Annotated in this window: 17 protein-coding genes; 8 read left to right on the plus strand and 9 right to left on the minus strand. The window is 69.9% G+C overall.

What is annotated here, in order from left to right:
* Positions 1–56: 56 nt before the first annotated feature.
* Positions 57–2096, plus strand: coding sequence for a hypothetical protein (locus U9978_RS16020; protein ID WP_322761936.1), 2040 nt, complete (start codon positions 57–59; stop codon positions 2094–2096).
* Positions 2097–2148: 52 nt separating this feature from the next.
* Here the strand turns inward: U9978_RS16020 and U9978_RS16025 are convergent, their stop codons facing one another.
* Positions 2149–5379: a CHAT domain-containing protein gene (locus tag U9978_RS16025; RefSeq protein WP_322761937.1), complete on the minus strand. Its 3231-nt coding sequence runs from the start codon at positions 5377–5379 to the stop codon at positions 2149–2151.
* A gap of 459 nt (positions 5380–5838) precedes the next feature.
* Between U9978_RS16025 and U9978_RS16030 the strand changes: the two genes are divergently transcribed.
* Positions 5839–6756 (plus strand): hypothetical protein, encoded by a 918-nt coding sequence (locus U9978_RS16030; RefSeq protein ID WP_322761938.1) that lies wholly within the window; start codon positions 5839–5841, stop codon positions 6754–6756.
* The gene (locus U9978_RS16035; RefSeq protein WP_322761939.1) at positions 6753–8537 is read left to right on the plus strand and encodes a hypothetical protein; all 1785 of its coding nucleotides are present in this window, start codon (positions 6753–6755) and stop codon (positions 8535–8537) included. The genes U9978_RS16030 and U9978_RS16035 overlap by 4 nt, the downstream gene beginning before the upstream one ends.
* A gap of 124 nt (positions 8538–8661) precedes the next feature.
* On the opposite strand, the gene U9978_RS16040 is transcribed toward U9978_RS16035, so the two are convergent.
* Positions 8662–9648 (minus strand): aldo/keto reductase, encoded by a 987-nt coding sequence (locus U9978_RS16040; RefSeq protein WP_322761940.1) that lies wholly within the window; start codon positions 9646–9648, stop codon positions 8662–8664.
* 386 nt (positions 9649–10034) lie between these two features.
* Between U9978_RS16040 and U9978_RS16045 the strand changes: the two genes are divergently transcribed.
* Both U9978_RS16045 and U9978_RS16050 read left to right on the plus strand, forming a co-directional pair.
* On the plus strand, positions 10035–10427 hold the full coding sequence (locus U9978_RS16045) for a nuclear transport factor 2 family protein (RefSeq protein WP_322761941.1): 393 nt from the start codon (positions 10035–10037) through the stop codon (positions 10425–10427).
* Between the two features lie 177 nt (positions 10428–10604).
* Positions 10605–11300 (plus strand): type 1 glutamine amidotransferase domain-containing protein, encoded by a 696-nt coding sequence (locus tag U9978_RS16050; RefSeq protein WP_322761942.1) that lies wholly within the window; start codon positions 10605–10607, stop codon positions 11298–11300.
* Between the two features lie 156 nt (positions 11301–11456).
* Here U9978_RS16050 and U9978_RS16055 read toward each other — a convergent pair whose 3' ends face one another.
* The gene (locus tag U9978_RS16055) at positions 11457–12329 is read right to left on the minus strand and encodes a helix-turn-helix transcriptional regulator (protein WP_322761943.1); all 873 of its coding nucleotides are present in this window, start codon (positions 12327–12329) and stop codon (positions 11457–11459) included.
* 151 nt (positions 12330–12480) lie between these two features.
* On the opposite strand from U9978_RS16055, the gene U9978_RS16060 reads away from it, so the two are divergent.
* Complete coding sequence (locus U9978_RS16060; protein WP_322761944.1) at positions 12481–13515, plus strand: zinc-dependent alcohol dehydrogenase family protein; 1035 nt, start codon at positions 12481–12483, stop codon at positions 13513–13515.
* Between the two features lie 305 nt (positions 13516–13820).
* On the opposite strand, the gene U9978_RS16065 is transcribed toward U9978_RS16060, so the two are convergent.
* The 3 genes from U9978_RS16065 to U9978_RS16075 form a co-directional block, all read right to left on the minus strand.
* The gene (locus U9978_RS16065; RefSeq protein ID WP_322761945.1) at positions 13821–14291 is read right to left on the minus strand and encodes a hypothetical protein; all 471 of its coding nucleotides are present in this window, start codon (positions 14289–14291) and stop codon (positions 13821–13823) included.
* 159 nt (positions 14292–14450) lie between these two features.
* On the minus strand, positions 14451–15647 hold the full coding sequence (locus U9978_RS16070; RefSeq protein ID WP_322761946.1) for an RNA polymerase sigma factor: 1197 nt from the start codon (positions 15645–15647) through the stop codon (positions 14451–14453).
* Between the two features lie 5 nt (positions 15648–15652).
* Positions 15653–16063: a YciI family protein gene (locus U9978_RS16075; protein WP_322761947.1), complete on the minus strand. Its 411-nt coding sequence runs from the start codon at positions 16061–16063 to the stop codon at positions 15653–15655.
* Positions 16064–16225: 162 nt separating this feature from the next.
* Here U9978_RS16075 and U9978_RS16080 point away from each other — a divergent pair, with 162 nt between their 5' ends.
* Together U9978_RS16080 and U9978_RS16085 are read left to right on the plus strand one after the other, a co-directional pair.
* Positions 16226–16663, plus strand: coding sequence for a VOC family protein (locus U9978_RS16080; protein ID WP_322761948.1), 438 nt, complete (start codon positions 16226–16228; stop codon positions 16661–16663).
* 255 nt (positions 16664–16918) lie between these two features.
* Positions 16919–17614 (plus strand): alpha/beta hydrolase, encoded by a 696-nt coding sequence (locus U9978_RS16085; protein ID WP_416211002.1) that lies wholly within the window; start codon positions 16919–16921, stop codon positions 17612–17614.
* Here U9978_RS16085 and U9978_RS16090 read toward each other — a convergent pair.
* The 3 genes from U9978_RS16090 to U9978_RS16100 form a co-directional block, all read right to left on the minus strand.
* The gene (locus U9978_RS16090; protein ID WP_322761950.1) at positions 17551–17865 is read right to left on the minus strand and encodes a histidine phosphatase family protein; all 315 of its coding nucleotides are present in this window, start codon (positions 17863–17865) and stop codon (positions 17551–17553) included. The two genes, U9978_RS16085 and U9978_RS16090, sit on opposite strands and share 64 nt — an antisense overlap.
* Before the next feature lie 119 nt (positions 17866–17984).
* A complete protein-coding gene (locus U9978_RS16095; RefSeq protein ID WP_322761951.1) occupies positions 17985–18506 on the minus strand; it encodes a hypothetical protein in 522 nt (173 codons plus the stop codon).
* Positions 18507–18798: 292 nt separating this feature from the next.
* The gene (locus U9978_RS16100; RefSeq protein WP_322761952.1) at positions 18799–19716 is read right to left on the minus strand and encodes an SDR family NAD(P)-dependent oxidoreductase; all 918 of its coding nucleotides are present in this window, start codon (positions 19714–19716) and stop codon (positions 18799–18801) included.
* Between the last annotated feature and the right edge of the window lie 160 nt (positions 19717–19876).

The raw sequence follows: 19876 nt of genomic DNA on the forward strand, positions 1-19876 counted from the left end.
TCATGATATATCATTGGTCCCGGGAGTCGCCCGTTGCCTGGAGGAGGTTTCGCTCCGTGCCATTGCTCCCCGCAGTCGTTCCGCTCATCCCGGAGGTCCGGGCCGAGATCGTCCCTGCCCGGCTGGCGCGCAAGGTAGCGCCGCTGTTCGGAGTTCCCTGGGAGGACGGTCCGTTCGGTGACGCCGCATGGGTGAGCAACTTTGTCGACATCACGCTCACCGAGATCGCCCGAGGGGCGCCGCTGCCCGTCCGGTCGCGCGTGGCCGGTCTCACCGCCGGCCGCAAGGAATGGGCTCTGGTCGACCGGATCGGACTCCCTCCCGTCGCCGGATCGCTGCCGAACGAGATCGCCAACGCGACGCTGAACCGGTTCGGACCCGACACCAAGGCCGCGGTCGTCCTCACCGCGGTGAATCGCCTGTTGGATCCGCTGCGCGACGCGCTCGACGAGACGATCCCGCTGCTGGTGGACGAGACGGGGGCGCCGTTGACGCCCGGGCTGCGGCTGGCTGGATGGGCGGGTGTGCTGGTCGAGGTCTTCCGCTCCCAGCCGGCCCTGCTACTGGCGGGCATCCTCGCCCGGTCGATCCAGCGCCCGCTGACCACCGCGCTGGAAATACCACTCGCGCCGACAGTGGCTCGCGAGCGGCTGACCAGATGCGAGATCAGCGCGCCGCGCACGGCATCCGCGCCGACTCAACCTCGCGATCTTCTCATCGCAGACGCCACATTCCGCCACCTGGGCGTGCTCGGCCCCGTCGCGGCGACCCCCGTCGCCTACGCCGCGATGCACGAGACGATCCTCGGCCTGCTGCTGCAGCGGCTGCTTGACGTCGGGACAATGCGCGACGCCAGCCAGCTGTGGATCTCCGAACGCAGACCCGGCCAGTTCGTCCTGGAGGCGTTGCTCACCCCGACCAGCATCGTCAACCGTTTCGTCCGGGACGCCCTGGACTACGCCCGGGTTGAGGACCAGGCGCTGGATAACGGAGGGGCGCTACCCGCGGTGCCCGACGTGAGGCATTTCGCCGGGCTCGGGCTGCTGACCCGCCGCGTCGCCGTCATCGCTCTGCTGGGGACGATCCGTCAGGTGCTATCTTCGCCCGCCGCGCGGGAACGCTCACGCGATGCCGTCCTGGAACGGCTTGGACCGGTACGGAACCTCATCGAGCGGACGCTGCCCGTCGATGACCCGGTCCGGGCGGTTTCGGTGTGTCGCATCGACGTCACCTGGGTGGAACTCACCCGCCATGACACGGCGATCGACCTGCGGACGGCAGTCGAGCGGCTGGATTCCTCGACGCGACGCTGCGAGCAGCTGTGCGACGCGGGCGTCCTCGACCGGGGGGCCGGGGCAGAGATCCTGGCGGCGTCCAACATCGAGATAAACGCCGTGCGGGTCGCGAACGCCGAGCGGTCGGGCAGCATGCTGCCTGCTCCGGACGTCCTCGACCAGCAGCTGCGCCGACGATGGCGGCACTGGCTGGAGATCCTGGAGGTGCCGGCCAAGGTGCTGGCTGGGGAGTGGCACTCCTCCGGCCTCCTCGGCTACCACCTGCACAACTACGCGGCGTTCCTCGCCAGCCACGATGCCAGCCGTGACGGCGGGGAGGCGGACCTCGCCGAGGCCGCCCGGCTCTTCGCCGACGTTGTCCTGCCCGCCCGGGAACGTTTCGTCGAGGCGGTCGGGATCTTCGAACCGATGCGGGTGTCACTGCAGATGGCGACGGGGGCGACCACCGGCCTCGCGGAGGCGGCGCTGGCCCGCGATGACCTGCGGACGGCCCGGGAACAGGCGGCGCGTGGCCATCGGTGGATCACCCGCGCGCTCACCGACGAGGCCACCCGCGTCATGGTGGCGGAGGCGACCGAACGCTCCTGCCGGTTCGCCCTGCGGGCGGCCCCCGCCCTGGTGATCGCCGCCGAGACGGGCGTTCCCGGGGCGACCCGGGACCTCGACCAGGCGGCCGAGCTGATCGCCATCGCCCGGCGCTGGGCGGAATCCGCCCTGACCCACCCCGAGCGGTACGGCCGGCACGAGAAGATCGAGATCTGGAGCGCCCGCATCGACAAGGTCCGCGCCACAACCGGCTGAACCCCGACCGTCGTGTCCCTATCAGCACGTGCCGGCCCGACCGGCGTGCAGGTCAGACCCCGACATGCACGAACCCGGCCCAGACCGCCGGGTCGTCCAGCCGCATCGAGTACCGCCGTGCCATGAGCTCGCGAGGCATGGACGGCGGCGGCGCACGGTCCGGATCCCGCGCCCAGCGCGCCACCTGGTGCAGGGCGTCCGCCGGAGTCCGTCTCTCCGCCTGCAGATAATGGTGCAACATGAACATAAACCGGGCGGTGAGCCCGTCCGGGACGGGCCACATCGACCCGAACACGGTGCGCGCCCCCGCCGCAAGGAACGCCGTGGTGATGCTGAACGCCTCGTCGTAGTCGGTGCCGGTCACGTTCGTGGAACAGGCGACCAGGAAGACCCGGTCGACGGGCGTGCCGGCCGTCGGGCGGTCTCTGAGCAGGCTGTCGATCGTCAGCCGCTCGCCGCCGGCGAGGGTGAGATACGAGCGGGCCGGGTCGGTGGGCTCGGCGCGGGCGTGGCAGGCCAGGTGCAGCACTGCGCGGTCCATGTCGGCGCGCAGCCAGGCGAGCACCTCCGCGGGCGTGCCAGGGCCGTCGGACGGCTGCCCCTGCCGAGGCCGCCCCAGCCGGGGCGCGTCCGGGTAGAACGCCGACCGCAGTAAGCCCGCGTCCGCCCCCACCCGGGGCAGGTCGGGGGCGTCCGGATCGCCGACGACGAGGACCTTCCCGCCAGGCGTCGGCCTGGCCCGCACGGCACGGCACAGCAGCCGGGCAGACGGGATGTAGGAGATCACCGCGTGGGCTGCCAGCACCGGCGCGGAAGACGTGCCCGTACCGGTACCGGTACCGGCCGCCGCACCGCCGATGGACGGGCGCGGGCCTGCCGCATGTACACCTGCCGCACGTACGCCTGCCGGGCCGCCGGTGAGGCAGGCCGCGTGCCAGGGCACGAGAGCAAGCGCGCCCATCGGAACCAAGACCAGGCGGGGGCAGCCCGGATCGGCTGCCCGGCGGGTCACCGCTGCCAGCAGGGCGTCGCCCGCGGCGCGGCCGGCCCACCCGGTCAGTTCGCCGAGCGCGGCGCGCCACGCCCCGAGCGCATCCCGGCGCTCCTCCCCGCGGTTGTGCGCGCCGCCGTTCCAGGCCGCGTGGGTCACGGCGTACCGCTCCAGCGGGGTGTCCGGCCCGGTGCGAAGCTCCGGCAACGTGAGCACCTCGACGGGACCGGCTGCGAACACGATCACGACGCGGCCGGGCTGGTCGCCCTCCCCGGGCACGAGGTACGCCAGCGCGTCCGAGCCATGGGTCCGCAGCGCCGCCCGGATCTCCTCCGGGGTGGGCGGGTCGAGCAGCTCCGCCGCCTCTGCGGCGAGCACCCCGAGCACCCGCTCGCGCAGGTCCCCGTGCAGGTCCGCCCCCAGACCCGTCATCCCGGGAAGCTCGATCCGGTCCGCTCCCCCGGCCCGGATCCACTCCTGGGCGAGCTCGGGTCGGCCGAGGACGGTCAGCCGATCCGCGACCGACCGCATGGTGACCGCTGCATGCAGCACGAGGCCGCGGCCGGCGTCAAGCGCGGCGACCAGGTCATCCAGAGCCGACCTGTTCAGGGCGCGGTCGGCCACGCACCACTCGGCGACCCGCCGCGCGTCGGCCGCAGCGGCCCGGGCGGCGACGCGGCCGTGTTCGGTGCCTGACTGCAGAAGCACCTGCCACGTCCTGGCGCGTAAGGCCGACAGTCCGAGCGCGCGCCCGTGGTCACGGTCTCCCTGCCATGCACGCAGCCGCCTGGCCTCGGCGGCCAGCAACGCGGTGTCCGCCCACGGCGGGTTCTCCACCCGTATCGAGCCCAGCGCATCCTCCGCCCAGGCAACGGCCCGGTCCACCGCATGCGCCACACCACCGTCCCGGCCGAGAGACAGCCACTGGGCGGCGATCCCGGTGGCACCAATGATCCATGCCGCACGACCCCGCGGTAGGGCGGACAGCACCTGTTCCACCTGTGACAGGGCCAGCTGCCGGGCGACGGCGGATGCTCCGGCGCTCTCCACGGCTGCGACAGCACCGAGAACGGACGTGATCTCGGCGAGAGTCGCTGCGATCTCGTCTTGGGAGAACCCCCCGGAAGGCCGAGAGGAACAGCCGAAGGCTCGCGCCCGCAGGTGCGGCAGTGGCGATTCGGTCGCCGCCCTGCCGAACGTGGGCACGGCGAGCGAACGCAGGCTGCGCAATATCGGTAGCAGGAAAGCCGGCGTCCACTCGTCGGCTGGCTGATACGCGGTGGATGCCTCGCAGGCCGCGATCGTCCGATCCAGTGCGGCGAGAAACTCTGCGGTCACTTCGCCGGAACGCGCGATCATTGCCATCTCCGCGAACGCGGCCATCGCGAGCGAGCCGGGATCGGCCGTCTGTCCCAGCAGGGCTGCCGCGGCCCGCATCCGTTCCTGGTCGCCGGAGACCGCCGCCCGTTGGAACGACCACAGCCCGATGAGTGGGCCCAGCATGTCGGCATGCCCGCTTCGGGCCGCCGCGTCCACGAACAAGTCAAACTCGGTAGCTCCCGCACCATCGAGAACATGGTTCCGTTCGGACGTCACCTCCCCGTACAGGGCCACCATGGACTGGACGAGGTGGAGGCGGATCTCCCACTCGGCCGGCGGCTCGGGATGCGCGGCCGCCAGCCTCAGCGCATAACCGACCCGTTCGATACACACCCAACCCACGACCAGGCCGGCCAGGCACATGTCCACCGCGCAGACCGCCATCGCCAGTTCGGCGCGGTCGACCGGTCCGAGGTCGGGTCGGGTGAGCACCGGCCACGCGGCGGCCAGTGCCTCGCGGGCCGCCGCCACCGCCACCGCGTCGGCGGCGCCCCCAGCCGGATCACTCCCGCCCAGCCGGCGGGCGTACTCCTCGAGGAGCAGGCGGTGTGCCGTGGGTACCAGCTCATCGTCCAGACCTGCGTCCACGGCAAGTTGGACACACTCCGCGCTGGCCGCACGCAACCGTGGAGCACCGCCAAGTTCCGCCAGCCGCTGATATGCCTCGGCCAAGAGGCACCACACGGGTGCGGCGTCCTCCACCCCCGCCCGCAGTGCCCGTTCCAGCCAGCAGACGACATGTTCGAGGTCCGCGACCGAGTCGGTCTCGTCACCGCGCTCGAACAGGAGCTGGCCGTATTCCCACATCTGTTGAGGGTCTGTGCCTGCGGTGTCGACGAGCGATGCCAGCAGTTCGATACGCGCGTCCCGATCCCAGGGATCGCCCGAATCAGCCAGGTGGTGATCCACCATCTCCCCCGCCGTCGGTGTCCGGTGGCAGCGATTATTCGCCTACCCGATGACGGGCGGGCCGCCCGGCACGAGAACAGGACGACCCTCCCCTCTCCTACCGGATCATCCCGTACCCGGCACCACGGCCACGGATCACCGCACGGGCCCGTCCATCCCCCCGAAATCCCGAAATCCCCGAACGGACGGGCCCGCGTCCGGCCTACGGGTTGTCGTCTTCGTCGTCGCCGCCCACAACCGCCTCTTCTCCTCGCGTCCTCGCGGCCGGGACCACGCGGGGTCGGCGGGTGTCCGCCGTCCGGCCCGACATAGGGATGGCGGGCGTCGGCGGACGGCGGACATCTGTCCGCCGGGTCGGATACGTGTCTGTGGAATCCGGCCAGGGGACGGCGGCGAATCAGCCGCGCCCGCAAGGCGCTACCGTGACGACCCGGAGCAAACCGTCCGGCGGGGGTGGGGCAGGTGAGCCTGACAGCCTGGGACGGCCACGTCCGGGTCGACTACCTCCCCATGCGCGGCCGGGTGCACGTCACGCTGCTGACCGCGGAGCCAACCGTCGAGGCCGACCTGCGTCCCGGACTGCGCGCCGCGTTCGTCGACGACGACCCGCACGGTCCGCCCGCCTTCATCGCGCTGCCCGTCGAGGCGGGCGGGCGGCTGCCCACCCATGTGCGGGACCTGCTCGGCGAGCGTCTGTTCGCGATTGCGGAGCAGGTGGTCGACCACGCGCCGCGCTCCCGGTGGACGCGGTTGGACCTCCTGGCCCTCGACGACCTCGCCGCCGTCTGGGCTCCCTACCGTCATCGGATGCTGGCGACCGTGGCCGATCCCGGCACGCGGGACGCGGCGTCCGGTGCCCGTGGTCCTGTCCCCGGGCTCAGCGGTATCGGGCTCAGCGGTATCGGGCGGTGGGCAAACGGCCTGTGGGCGCTGCTCGGCGTCGACGACCTGCGCCGCGGGCTCGCCGCGCTCCCCTCGGCCGACCCAGTATTCATGTCCGGCGGCGTGGACAACGGTTCCGTGGACGATGCCGACGACTTCGACGACTCGCTCGAGAATCCATCCATCGGTGGGGGCGCCGAAGACACCGCTGCGGTCGCGGCCATGGGCACATGGGAACTGCCGGCGGACATCGCCGTGGCGGCCGGCGTCCGGCCCACTCTGAGGTGGGAGGTCCGGCGCGGCATGGTGGACGTGGTCGCCGAGCCCGCTGGTACCGGGCCACCTCGGGCGCGGCTGTCGGTCTCGTTCGACGACGGGTCCGAACGCTGGGAATCCCTGGTCATGGGCCCATCCGGGCTGCTGCGGGCGACCATCTGGAGCGCCACCGAACCGGACAGGGCGCCGACGGTGCGGATACGGACCGAGGAGCTACCGTGACCCGGCGAGCGGATGCCGCGCGGTTCGCCCGCGCCGCATGGGCGGTACTCGACCTTCTCGACCCGGCCGATCTCGACCGAGTGCTGTCCCTTTTCGCCGGGGCCGAAGCCGCGGTCGCGGCCATGTGCACGTGCGCGGCTGGGGTGCAGGCCCGCCTCCACGGGAACGTTTCGCCCGAACAGGAGGAACTGCTGCTCGCCGCGACCCTCAGTCTTGGGCGGGGCGGCGCGGGGGTGCACCGGAACCTCGCCAACGCTGCCGACCGGTTCGAGGTTCTGCTGCGCCAGCCCGGGACGCCCCCCGAGGTGGCGATCGCTGTCCGTGGCAAAGACCCGGCCGAGTTCGTCCTACGGCTCGGCGAGACCCACCACATCGACACCGTCCTGGCCGCGCGCCGCGACGAACCGCCGATGCTGCGAATGATGGTCGCCGCGGCAGTGGCGGTGTCCCGGCCGGATGCCGGCTGTGGGGACGAGGCGGCCGCGACGGTGCTCGACCGCGGTGCCGAGCTCGCCGCGATGTGCCGGGACTCGGGCCTGTCGGCACCGGGCGCCTCGCTGACCGTCCGGGGCAATGCCGACTTCCTGCTCACCATCTCCGGGTACGCGCATGCGATCCAGGAGTGGCGTGGCCTGCCGGGCAGGGGTGACGCCGCTGCCGCGTCCTGCGACGGTGCACAGCGATGCGTGTCCGACGTGATGGGACGTCTGACCTGCCTGGAGAAGGATCTGCACCGCGCGATGACCGTCCCCGACACGCATCCGGCCCGTCGTGGGACGGACGAACCGGACGTTGTCACCTTCTGGTCCGCGGCTGCGGTGGCGATCGGTGGTTCCGAGGCCGGCCGTGTGTTCGACCGGCTCCACCGCGGGCTGCGTGACATCCGGCTGACGCCCGCCCGCGGGACACTGCCGGTGGCGCCGGGCGAACTCGCCATCCACCGGACCGGCACCCACCGGACCGGCACCCACCGGACCGGCACGTACAGTGCCGGTCACCCGGCAGCGCAGGCCGGCGGCCACGTCGAGGTGCTTGCAGTCGCGGACGCCCTCGCCACCCGGATGGTCACCTCCCTGCTCAGGGAGACCAGTGTCACCGAACGCGCCATCGTGGCGGACTGGGTGCGCGGGCGGCGCGCGCCGGACGTGACCGACGGCCTCCCGCTCCTGCTCCGGCGGCTGCGCGGGCTCATGCGGGAGCTGCGAGACCCCGAAGCGCATCCGGCCGGCCCGGCATGGCCCACCCAGCCGTTCGGCCTGGAAGCGCTCGCCATGATCGGCTCTCTTCGTGACGCCATTGCGTCGCATGCTCGTCGCGCGCCCGGGAACGACAGTGCCGTGGAGTTGGCCGCGTCCGTGCTGCCTCCGCTGTGGACGGTACGCACGCCGATCATCCGCGCGCTGACCCAGCGGATCAAGATGGACGAGGAGTGGCGGGGTTGGAACAACCACGGCAAGGCGTTGGTGCTTGCGGCCACCGCCGCCCGCGGACCGGGGCAGGTCGCTGTGCGGGCATCCACCGCGCCGCATCCGGTCGCAAGCTGCACCAGCGAGCTTACCGAGACCGGTCATCCACGCTGTGCCATGCGGACGATCGGAATCGCCGTCGACCGGACCGAGGTGTGCCCAGCCCGCCCGTGGCACGAGACCGGGTTCATCGAGAGCTTCCAGACACTGGGCGGCCTGGTGGACGACCTGCCGGACGCCATCCGCAAGCGCGTCGACCGTGCCAGGAATGACGCGGTGGTTTGGCCCGACCTGACCGAACTCGACCAGCCATAGCGCCGGGAGAGGGTTTGTTGCGATCTTTGGTGCCGGCTCCGTTGCACACAACCGTGACGGGCACGCACCTTCATCCACGCCCCTATGCCGGGCGCTCTTATCCGCGGCGCTCGGGCATGGCCGTTCAGTGCTCGACAAGACCCATGTGCAGCTCGTTGTAGCGGTCGCCATGCACTCCGAACCGCTCCGCCGTCGTGTTGAGGTCGGCGACCTCGTCAGCGGAGAGCGCTACCTGGGTGGCGCCGGCGTTCTCCGCCAGCCGCGCACGCCGCCGGGTGCCGGGGATCGGCGTGATCCACGGATGCTGGGCGAGCAGCCAGGCCAGTGCCACCTGCCCCGGGGTCGCCCCCTTGGCCTGCGCGAGCGCGGCTGCATGATCGACCAGCGCGAGGTTCACGGCGCGGTTCTCCGCGGTGAATCGCGGGATCGTCGTCCGGATATCACCGGGGCCGAACGCGGTTGACACATCGAAGGTGCCGGTGAGGAAGCCCTTGCCGAGCGGGCTGAACGGCACGAAGCCGATGCCCAGCTCCGCGCAGGTTGGCAGGACTTCCGGCTCGGGATCGCGGGTCCATAGCGAGTACTCGCTTTGTACCGCGGTTACCGGGTGGATCGCGTGCGCCCTGCGGATCGTTGCCGCTGCCGCCTCGGACAGGCCGAGGTGGCGCACTTTTCCGGCCTGGATGAGCTCACCCACCGTGCCGGCGACGTCCTCGATCGGGACGTCGGGGTCGACGCGGTGCTGGTAGAACAGGTCAATCGTGTCGACCCGCAGCCGGCGTAGGGATGCGTCCGCCACCCGCCTGATCTGTTCGGGCCTGCTGTCGAGCCCGACCGACCGGCCGTCCTCGATACGCCACCCGAACTTCGTCGCGATCACTACCTGGTCCTGTACAGGGGCGAGCGCTTCACCGACGAGTTCCTCGTTGACGTAGGGCCCGTACACCTCGGCGGTGTCGAAGAACGTGATCCCGAAATCGACCGCGTCCCGCAGGACGCCGATCATCTCCTGGCGGTCTCCCGGGTTGGGCCCGTAGCTTTGCGACATGCCCATGCAGCCCATGCCGATGGCCGAGACCCGCAGACCCTGACCAAGCGTTCGTGTGTGCATGCTGTATCTCCTTGAGTCGTGGTGGAGGTGCCGCGGACCAGGTGGGTTACGGGCACAGCAGGGTCTTGATCGCCCGGCGTTCGTCCATGGTCTTGAAGCCATCCGCGACCTGCTCCAGATGACAGAACATCTGACACTCCCATCGACGTTCAGCGTCGCCTCGTCCACACCCATTAACTGACAATGTAGACCGTGCGTAAAGGGGGCAGCCTATCCTGGGATGGAATCATCCAGGGAGGAAACTCTCCCCCCAAGGGGCGGGTGAACGGTGGCAGACTGACAAGCGTGACCAGCGACGCACATCCCACCGAGCTGAGCGAATTCCTCTCCGACAGCGGCAACTGACGGGTACGGCCGCCCGATCCCCGATCCGTAAGGAGCGCATCATGTCCGATTCTCCGAACATCGCTCTGGTCCGCAGGATGTACGACTCCAAGGGCGACCCGGCCGTGACCAAAGAGCTCATGGACCCGAACATCGTCTGGGACATCACCCCCGGTTTCCCGAACGGCGGTGTGTACAAGGGCTACGACAGCATGATGAACGACTTTTTCGGCCCACTCTTCCCATTGTTTGCCTCCTTCTACGCCGAAGGTGAGGAGTTCTACGCGGATGATGACAACCACGTCTTCGTCCTCGGACACTACCACGGTGTGACAAAGGCGGGGAAGAACACGCAGGCGCGGTTCATCCACCTGTGGACCATTCGCGACGGCAAACTCGCGCAGCTGCGGCAGGCCGCCGACAGCCTTGTCCTCGACCGGGCGCTGAACGGTTGACAGCAGCCGCCCACAGCCAGTTAGCCGCAGGGGAACCACCCCACGGCCAGAAGGGACCCCTGGGCTTATGGCCACCCCGTCCGTCGGCGTCCCATTGACCCGCAATCGTCATTCCGCGCCGCTGACCGCGTGAGAACGCAAGAACCGGCCGCGGAACAAACTCACAAGGAGGATTCGATGGTGAAGATTCTTTTCGTGGTGACCGCCGCCGACCACTGGACGCTGGCCGACGGCACCGAGCAGCCGACCGGCTACTGGGCCGAGGAGGCGATCGGCCCCTACCAGGTCTTCAAGGACGCCGGCTACGAGATCGAAGCGGCAACCCCGGGCGGCGTACCGCCGACCGTCGACGCCCTGAGCCTCACCGCCGACTTCAACGGCGGACCCGAGGGCGCGCAGCAGATGCGGGACGCGGTGCGCGACGCGTCCGAGCTGGCCCACCCAATGCGGCTTGAGGATGTGCGGCTGGCCGACTACGCCGCCGTCTTCGTCCCAGGCGGCTGGGGTCCGATGGAGGACCTGTCCGTCGACGTCGAGGCCGGGCGGCTGATGGCCGAGAGCCTGGCCGCGGGCCAGCCGCTGGCCCTGGTGTGCCACGGCCCCGCGGCCCTCCTGACCGCCGTCGACGCCAGCGGCAAGTCCCCGTTCGCGGGCTACCGCCTGACCAGCCTCACCAATGGGGAGGAGATTGCGAACGGCTTGGCGGACAAGGCCAAGTGGCTGTTGCAGGATCGCCTCGTCGCCCTGGGTGTGGACTACCGCGTCGGCGAGCCATGGGCCCCGCACGTCGAGGTCGACCGCGCCCTCTACACCGGCCAGAACCCGAACTCGGCTGTCCCGCTGGCTCAGGAAGTAGTCAAGGTTCTCAGCTGAAGCCGCCGTCGGCGAGCGACATGGGCGGCCCGGAGTACCGCACTCCGGGCCGCTACCGGAAAGATCGTCCTCAGCATTCCCTGACCCGCCCCGCCCCGCCCGGCGACTCGGCGCGCGGGCGGGGCGTCAGCTGCTCGTGGCGTCGGGTGCGTTCCGTCAGCTGATCGTGGCGTCGGGTGCGGGCCGACGGCTGCTTGCGGCCCAGGATGCGAGGAAGCGCAGGCCGTCGTAGGACGGCGTGCCCGGCTGCGCGGTCCAGATAACGAGTTCCTGCTCGGGGTCAGTGGTGGCGATGAGGGTGTCCCAGTCGAGGATGAGCTCGCCGGCAACCGGGTGGTTGAGCACCTTGGTGCCCCCGCCACGGGCGGCCACGTGATGGGCTCCCCACCACTGCCGGAAGTCGGCGTCCCGCACCGACAGCTCGCCCACCAGCGCGATCAGCCGCGGGTCGTCGGGGTATTTGGCGGCTTGCATGCGCAGCTGGGCGACACAATTGCGGGCGGGAGTCTCCCAGTCCGGGTACAGCATCTTCATCGCGGGATCGCTGAAGAGCAGCCGGACGTAGTTGCGCTTCTTTTCCGGGATTTCTGCGAAATCGACGATCAGGGCGGCGGCCAGGGAATTCCACGCCAGAATATCCATGCGGCGACCCAGAACCATACCGGGGGTCGCGGTGAGATCGTCAAGCATCCGCCGCAACTGCGGCTGGACTTTCTGCGCGGCACGCCGACGCGGCCCGCCAGTGTGCTTTCCGGCCAGCTCGAACACATAGTCCCGCTGGTCGTCCCCCAGCCGCAGGACGCGGGCGATGGCGGCCAGCACCGGCGCGGACGGCTGGATGCGGCCCTGTTCCAGGCGGGTGTAGTAGTCGTTGCTGATCGCGGCGAGCTGGGCGACCTCCTCGCGGCGCAGTCCAGGCACGCGCCGCGGCCCGCCGATGTCGGGCAGCCCGACGGTGCGCGGGCTGAGCTCGGCCCGCCGGGCCTTGAGGAATTCTCCCAGCTCGTTGAGATGCGCGTCGCTGGTCATGCTGTCCAGTCTGGCACCGTTCGCCACGTGGCATGGGGGGACAGTTTTCTCCCTGGATATCACCCCTCCCCGGATGCAATTGTCCAATTGGCTGATCCGCGCGGCATCGCGAGGGCAGGCACAACCAGCCGAACGATGCGGAGGGACCGTCATGCGAGCAACACTGATCTACGGCGCCGGTGACGTCCGAGTGGAGGACGTCGCCGATCCGAAAATCCAGCAACCCACCGACGCCGTCGTACGCGTCCTGCGCTCCTGCATCTGTGGCAGCGACCTGTGGCCCTACGGTTCGATGCCTTCCCAGGACCAGGGCGACCGCATCGGTCACGAGTTCCTCGGCGCCGTCGAGGAGGCCGGCTCGGAGGTGAACGGGCTGAAGGCCGGTGACGTCGTGCTCGCGCCCTTCTTCTACGCCGACAACACCTGCGAATACTGCCGCGAGGGCCTGCACACCTCCTGCCCGCACGGTGGCTTCTGGGCCACTGGCGGCGTCGACGGTGGTCAGGGCGAGGCCGTGCGCGTCCCGTACGCGCAGGGCACGCTGGTGAAGCTGCCCGTCGGCGAGGACTCCGCACTGCTGCCCTCCTTGCTCACCCTTTCCGACGTCCTTCCCACCGGCCACCACTGCGCCGTGACCGCCGGAGTCAACCCGCACACCACGGTCACGGTCATCGGCGACGGCGCGGTCGGCCTCTCGGCGGTGCTGGCCGCCAAGCGTCTCGGCGCCGATCAGATCATCCTGATGGGGCGGCACAAGGACCGCACCGACCTCGGCCGCTACTTCGGCGCCACCGACATCGTCGCCGAACGCGGCGCAGAGGGCATCACACGCGTGCGGGAGCTGACCAGGGGCTTCGGCACGCACACGGTGCTGGAGTGCGTCGGTCACCTGCCTGCGCTGGAGATGGCCTTCGGCGTGGTCCGCGACGGTGGCACGGTCAGCCGCGTCGGCGCCCCGCAGTACGCGGACGGGCCGATCGGCTTCCCGTTCTTCCGCCGCAACATCACCCTCACCGGCGGCCTGACCCCGGTCCGCGCCTACATCGACGACCTGCTTCCCGACGTCCTCGACGGCAAGCTCCAGCCCGGCCGGGTGTTCGATCGCACCATCGGCCTCGACAAGGTACCCGAGGGCTACCGCGCCATGGCGGACCGCGAGGCCCTGAAGGTCCTCGTCCAGCCCTGACCGGCGCCCTCACGCGGCAACGAGCACCGCTTCTACCTTGGCGAAAACACGCAGGTGTCCGTTGACAGCGGGGGTGGCCCGCCTCCGGCGGCTCTGACCAGGGCGGACCACTTTGGATGGCACCAGTCCGTCATCTCCGGCAGCCGGACCGGTGCCGGCATACCCGTAAGCGCCCATCCGCAGGCTGGCGGTGGTCAGCTGCCGCCGACCTCCGATCGTCCTCTCACTGACATTGGTCCGAATCCGAGTTCTGGCACGGAACAGTGCCCGCCCGAGCGTCGGTGGCTTGGTGGGCGAAAGGAGAATTACGCCCGCAGGACCGTGACCGTGCGGCCGGTCTGGGTGGTGGCAATGTCGAACTGGGTGCGTTCACTGAGGTCGGGGGCGTCGGAGCGGCGGTCAAAGATAATCAGGATACCGGTGTCGAGGCCGAGGCGGTCGAGGTAGCGGTCGAGCTGAGTCATGCCTTGGCGCAGCGGGTCGGCCTTGTCGGGATGCCAGACCTTGAGCTCGAGGGCTTCCCGCTGCCAGTGGCGTTTGCCGTTCTCGTTTATGTAGGGCCAGCGGATGAGCAGATCGATCCGGACCGGGTCCTTCGGGGTGACCAGGCCGAGGTCGCAGGCGTAGGCGAGGTCGTCGTCGTAGGGGTCGAGCTGCACCAGGTCGCCGGCCAGCAAGAGCAGCACGATTCGGCGGACTCGCGGCTCGGCCAGCCGGGCGGCCAGCGAGTCCAGGTGCGTCGCTCGCGCCAGGATCAGGCGCTCCGCACGGATCACGCTGCGCCCCAACCCTACGCAGCCACCACCACCGATCGGCGATTGGCGATCGGCGATCGGCGATCGGTCTGAAGAGGCCAGCGATGAGTTGCTCGGCTCAATCGGGTCATAGCTGGGTACGCGAGCCTATGGAGGACGCTCAGCGAGACGACTGTTCCTCTATAGCTCGGCGGCCCGCGCGCGGGCGGCCTGACGGACCAGGTGGTCGCGCTCGGCGACGTCCGTGGCCCGGCGGGCGGCCTGCGTGTACGCCGCGCCAGCGGCCGGCAGATCGCCGGCGAGCTCGTGCAGGTGGCCGCGGACCGCATGCCACCGGTGGCGGTCGCCGAGCACCTCGCGTAGCCGGTCGGTCTCGCGCAGCCCCGCGACGGCACCGAGCACGTGGCCGACCGCGACAGCGCGGCCCAGCACAGCGGCGGGGTCCTGGTGCACCGGGTCGTCGGTGAGGGCGACCAGGTCGTCGTACCAGGCGAGGATCTGCGGCCAGTCGGTCTCCGCGGGGCTTGCCGCGTCGTCGTGCAGGGCGGCGATGGCGGCCTCGACCTGGTAGCGGCCGGGACGCTCCAGTGTCAGCGCTGACTGCAGGACGCGCACGCCCTCGGCGATCTCGCGGGTGTCCCAGCGGCCCCTGTCCTGCCGGTCGAGGGTGACGATCCGGCCCTGCCCGTCGAGTCGCGCCGGGAGCCGGGCGTGGTTGAGGAGCATCAGCGCGAGCAGCCCCCGCGCCTCCGGTTCCTCGGTGGCGAGGGTGAGTTGGCGGGCGAGCCGGATCGCCTCGGCGGCCAGGTCGACCCGTCCCGCGTGCCCGGTCGTGTACACGAGGTACAGGACGCGCAGCACGACCGCGAGGTCGCCGGGCTCGTCCAGGCGGCGCCCGCGCAGGCTGCGCTTGGCCCGGCTGATCCGCTGCGCCATGGTCGCCTCCGGGACGTAGAAGGCGTCGGCGATCTCCCGGGTGGTCAGGCCGCCGACCGCGCGCAGGGTGAGCGCCACCTGGGATGCGGGCGCGAGATCGGGATGGCAGGAGCAGAAGAGCAGGAAGAGGGTATCGTCTCCGGTCTCGGTGGTGGGCGGCTCAGGCTCCGGCTGTTCGTGCAGCGTGTCCTCGCGGGCGCGGCGGGCGGCATCGCTGCGGCGCGCGTCGATCAATCGCCGGGTCGCGACCGTGGACAGCCACGCACGCGGGTCCTGCGGCGGGTGCTCGGGCCAGACGCGCAGCGCCTCCATGAGCGCCTCCTGCAGCGCGTCCTCGGCGGCGTCGAAGTCCTCGCCGCGGCGGACCAACCCAGCGAGCACCCGGGGGACGAGGGCGCGCAGCTCGCCCTCGTCCACCCGGTCCCTCGGCTGGCCGGACACGCCGGTCAGACCCCGGACGCCGGAGCGGTCATGACCTCCCGGACGTCGATCCACTCGTAGAGCGGCTTGGCGCCGGGGCCGGGCTCGGAGGAGACGTAGGCCGCGATCTCCAGCGCGCGCGCGTGGGACTCCACGTCGATCATGTACCAGCCGGCGACCAGGTCGCTGGTCTCGGGATGCGGGCCGTCGGTGGTGACCGGCGCGGCGTCCGGGCCGCCGTAACGCACCCAGGTACGCGCGGGCGTCAGCGCCTGGGCGTCGACGTACTCGCCGCGCTCCTCCAGAAGCTCCGCGACGTGGCGGAGGAAGGCCATGTGCGCCTCCACGTCCTCGGGTGCCCACTGGTCCATCGGGGGCACGGGACGGTGCGGCTGCGGGCCGCCGCGGTAGTGCTTGAGCAGCAGGTACTTCGGCATGATGATCTCCTGATGTCGCGGCCGCGCCTTTCGCGGCCCTCGCCTGGTGAGCGGAGCCGGTCAGAGGTTCTCGACATGGAATCACGCATGAGGAGCAGCCGCGCCGGCCCGACGACGAGCCGCCACAGCGTGGAACCGTCCGGGTCCCCTACGCTTACGGACATGACGATCCAGCGGATGGACCACGTCGGCGTCGTTGTCGACGACCTCGCGGCTGCTACCGCGTTCTTCGTCGAACTCGGTCTGGAGCTGGAAGGCGAGGCACCAGTCGAGGGACGATGGGTGGACCGCGTCGTCGGGCTCGACGGTGTCCGAGCCGACATCGCCGTCGTGCGGACGCCGGACGGCCACAGCCGACTTGAGCTGACGAAGTTCCACACGCCGACGGCCGCCAGCGCCGAGCCGAACGCACCGGCGAACACGCCCGGCATCCGCCACATCACGTTCGCCGTCGAAGACATCGAGGACGTCCTCGCCCGCCTGCACGCCCACGGCGCCGAACTCGTCGGCGAGCTGGAGCAGTACGAGGACAGCTACCGGCTCTGCTACGTCCGCGGCCCCGAAGGCATCATCGTCGAGCTGGCCGAGCAGCTCAGCTGAAGCGTTCGAAGCAGGTCACGACCCCGACGACAACCCCGAACATCGGCAACGCTGCCAACGCAAAGCGAGACTGGAGCGCTCAAGGGCCGTCATTCGGCGGTACCATTTAGAGCGCCCGGCAATAGGGACGCGGCGTCGCGTGGTCGGGGCACGCCCCTATTGCCGGGCGCTCTAAACCTGTCGCGACGCTAGCATGCGAGTGGGGCGGCCAGGTCCCCGACGTCACAAAGGCATGAAGGCATGAAGGCATGCCAAATGAGGGGAATGCCCGTGAAAAATGTCGTTCTCGTCCATGGCGGATTTGTCGACGGCTCCGGCTGGGAACCGGTATATCACATTCTGCGGAAAGCCGGTCATCAAGTCAGTGTGGTACAGAACCCGACGAAATCGCTGGCGGATGATGTCGCCGTCACAAGGAGAGTTCTGGATCAATACGATGATCAGGTGATCCTGGTCGGTCATTCGTATGGCGGTGTGGTTATCAGCGAGGCGGGCAACCACCCGAATGTGGAGGCTCTCGTCTACGTCTGCGCCTTCGCGCCCGACGCGGGCGAATCCGTGAACTCCCTCATCGCAAACCCGCCTCCCGGGGCGCCCGTTCCGCCGATCCTGCCGCCTGTCGACGGGTTTCTGTTCCTCGACAAAGCGAAGTTTGCAGAGTCGTTCGCTGCGGACGTGGCGCCGGACACAGCCGCCTTCATGGCCGACGCCCAAGTCCCATGGGGCGTCGAGGCGCTCGCCGGCGAGATCATCAAACCTGCGTGGAAAAGCAGGCCGAGCTGGTACCTCGTGACAACCAGGGACCACATGATCCCGCCAGACGCGCAGCGGTCCATGTCGAAACGAGCCGGCTCAACGGTCCGTGAAACCGCCGCCAGTCACGCGGTCTACGTGTCAGATCCGGCGACCGTGGCAGCGATCATCACGGCCGCCATAAACGGGTCCCGGTAGGACCGGTCAAAGCCAAGACCGCCAGCGCCCGACCTCGCAGCCGTGCAGTGCCGATAGAGGCGACGGTATTGAGCGGCGGCGCCGCGCGGGCGGATGGCGTGTTCGGCCGTCAGCCGAGCGGCGAGGCGTTCGGTTTGTGCACGGCCGGTCACGGTGAGGCCTGTACAGCCCTTTTCCCCGGCGACGATCCCGGCAACATTGCAGGCGGCTTCGCCGTGGCGGACGATGACTATCTCGATCGATTGGTTCATCGGCGGGGCTCCATACCGGTGCGGCGAGCGAGGCGGCCGGCGTCGCCGTACAGGACCCACACCCCGGTCGGATCAAGGAAGGGGCTGGTCGACATGGCCTGTCCCCCCTTCCACGCCGGTCAGCGTGTCGGTGGCTCGCCGGTGCGTAGCCGCTCGAGGAAACGCGTCGACTGCCGACGGCTGGACAAAATGATCAGTTGTACGTGGGGGGCGTGCTCGGCGATGAGCTGGCGGACGCGGGGACGCATGGTGCGGCGGTATCCGGCGATGTAGCGGATGAAGTTCCAGGTGATCCGGTCGTAGACGCCCACGTCCGCGTGCTGCCCGCCGCGGTAGTGCCAACGGCGCTGGGCGATACCCCACAGGCAGGTCGCGGCCGGGAGGTCCAGGAAGATTACGGTGTCGGCGGCGCGGAGCCGGATGGGCAGTGTGGAGGCGTAGTTGCCCTCGATGATCCACCTTTTGTCGGCGACCAGCTGCTCCTGCTTGGCGGCGAACTCCTCCGGTGGGAGCGGGTTCCACTCCTCGTCGTAGTAGATCGTGTCCAGATGGGTCAGCGGCGCGTCGAGGACCTCGGCGAGCTGCCGGGCAACGGTCGACTTGCCGCTGCCGCCGCAGCCGATGATGGCGATCCTGTCCATGGGCTCCGAGGGTAGGGGGCACGGTCCAGCACGAGTGGATGGTTGACGTACATTTTCCGGCCGAAAACCGGCGCCTCCTGACGTCATCCTTCCACTCGTCGCACCGAAGGAAATGCGGATCAAGGAATGGGGCTGGAGTGCGTAGATCGCGAGGCGCGAGGAGGTCTGGGTAGTGGTGTTCTACGTGGGCCGACGGAGCCGGGGTACCCGTGCGGCGCGAAGCGGCGTGCGGTCAGCGGCGTGCGGGCAGCGGCGTGCGATCAGCGGGGAGGAACCAGTTGGACGGCGTACCTCAGGGGGTGTGCATGCCGGGGATGCCGCCCTTCCAGGGTGCGAACCGCTCCGGCATGGGGACCAGCCCGGGATAGGGGTCGCCGACCATCGGCGCCCCCAGCATGGCACCCCAGCCATGATGTCCCGGCTGCACCTGGTAGTAGCCGTTGCCGGCGTTGGTGCCGCCGTCAACCAGAAGGTTGAGCCCGGTGACGTAGCTGGAGGCGTCTGAGGCGAGGAACAGCAACGGCCCGATGAGCTCCTCGGCCCGGCCGACGCGTCGCATCGGGGTCCGGCTGGCGACGTACTCCGCGACGCCCAGACCCTCGAGGCCGGGCGCCGTCATCGGGGTCACGATGAACCCCGGCGAGAGGCCGTTGACCCGAACGCCCCGGTCGGCCCACTCGCAGCCAAGTTGGTACGTCAGATTGAGCAGAGCGCCCTTGGCGGCGGTGTAGCCGATGACGCTGAGCTCGTTGGCCCCGCTGGCGAGGATCGAGCAGACGTTGATGATCGAGCCGGACCCTGCCGCCAGCATGTGCCGGCCGGCGTCCCTGGCAAGCAGGTAGGCGCCGACCATGTCGACGTCGACGATACGGCGGAAGGTTTCCAGGTCGAAGTTCTCCGCAGGCAGGCCCCGAAGATCGGAGATCCCGGCGTTGTTCACCAGAACGTCGATGCGGCCGTAGCTCTCGATCGCCCTGGATACAATCCGCGCCACGTCCTCCTCCTTCGAGACGTCTGCGACCACGGCGGTGGCCTTGACGCCCTTGTGCGTGCAAGCGTCGGCAACGGCTTGGAGGAGTTCGCCGCTGCGGGCGGCGAGGACAAGGTCGGCGCCCGCATCAGCGAGGGCCAGGGCCATGACTTCGCCGAGACCATAGCTGGCCCCGGTCAGCACGACGACCTTGCCACGAATGTCGAAAAGGCTGGACATGGCTTCCTTCTGTTCTCTTCGGTCTGTTCTCTTCGGTGCCAGATTTCCAACAAAGCGGGCGACGGCGGGATCGAGGTCCCCCATGGCGCGAGATACAACGCCGTGAAACGGCACTACCCGGCGAACCTGCGAACCAGGCTGCCGTCAGCCATCGCCGCAG

It is taken from the genome of Protofrankia sp. Cr2 (assembly GCF_963555885.1).
In the GTDB taxonomy this organism is placed as follows: Bacteria; Actinomycetota; Actinomycetes; order Frankiales; family Frankiaceae; genus Protofrankia.

Excerpts from the sequence above, each read along its gene's own strand:
- U9978_RS16055 (WP_322761943.1), bottom strand. The coding sequence starts at position 12,329 with ATGACCAGCGACGCGCATCTCAACGAGCTGGGAGAATTCCTCAAGGCC.
- U9978_RS16080 (WP_322761948.1), top strand. The coding sequence starts at position 16,226 with ATGACGATCCAGCGGATGGACCACGTCGGCGTCGTTGTCGACGACCTC.
- U9978_RS16050 (WP_322761942.1), top strand. The coding sequence starts at position 10,605 with ATGGTGAAGATTCTTTTCGTGGTGACCGCCGCCGACCACTGGACGCTG.
- U9978_RS16025 (WP_322761937.1), bottom strand. The coding sequence starts at position 5,379 with ATGGTGGATCACCACCTGGCTGATTCGGGCGATCCCTGGGATCGGGAC.
- U9978_RS16075 (WP_322761947.1), bottom strand. The coding sequence starts at position 16,063 with ATGCCGAAGTACCTGCTGCTCAAGCACTACCGCGGCGGCCCGCAGCCG.
- U9978_RS16040 (WP_322761940.1), bottom strand. The coding sequence starts at position 9,648 with ATGCACACACGAACGCTTGGTCAGGGTCTGCGGGTCTCGGCCATCGGC.
- U9978_RS16090 (WP_322761950.1), bottom strand. The coding sequence starts at position 17,865 with ATGAACCAATCGATCGAGATAGTCATCGTCCGCCACGGCGAAGCCGCC.
- U9978_RS16045 (WP_322761941.1), top strand. The coding sequence starts at position 10,035 with ATGTCCGATTCTCCGAACATCGCTCTGGTCCGCAGGATGTACGACTCC.
- U9978_RS16060 (WP_322761944.1), top strand. The coding sequence starts at position 12,481 with ATGCGAGCAACACTGATCTACGGCGCCGGTGACGTCCGAGTGGAGGAC.
- U9978_RS16085 (WP_416211002.1), top strand. The coding sequence starts at position 16,919 with ATGAGGGGAATGCCCGTGAAAAATGTCGTTCTCGTCCATGGCGGATTT.
- U9978_RS16095 (WP_322761951.1), bottom strand. The coding sequence starts at position 18,506 with ATGGACAGGATCGCCATCATCGGCTGCGGCGGCAGCGGCAAGTCGACC.
- U9978_RS16100 (WP_322761952.1), bottom strand. The coding sequence starts at position 19,716 with ATGTCCAGCCTTTTCGACATTCGTGGCAAGGTCGTCGTGCTGACCGGG.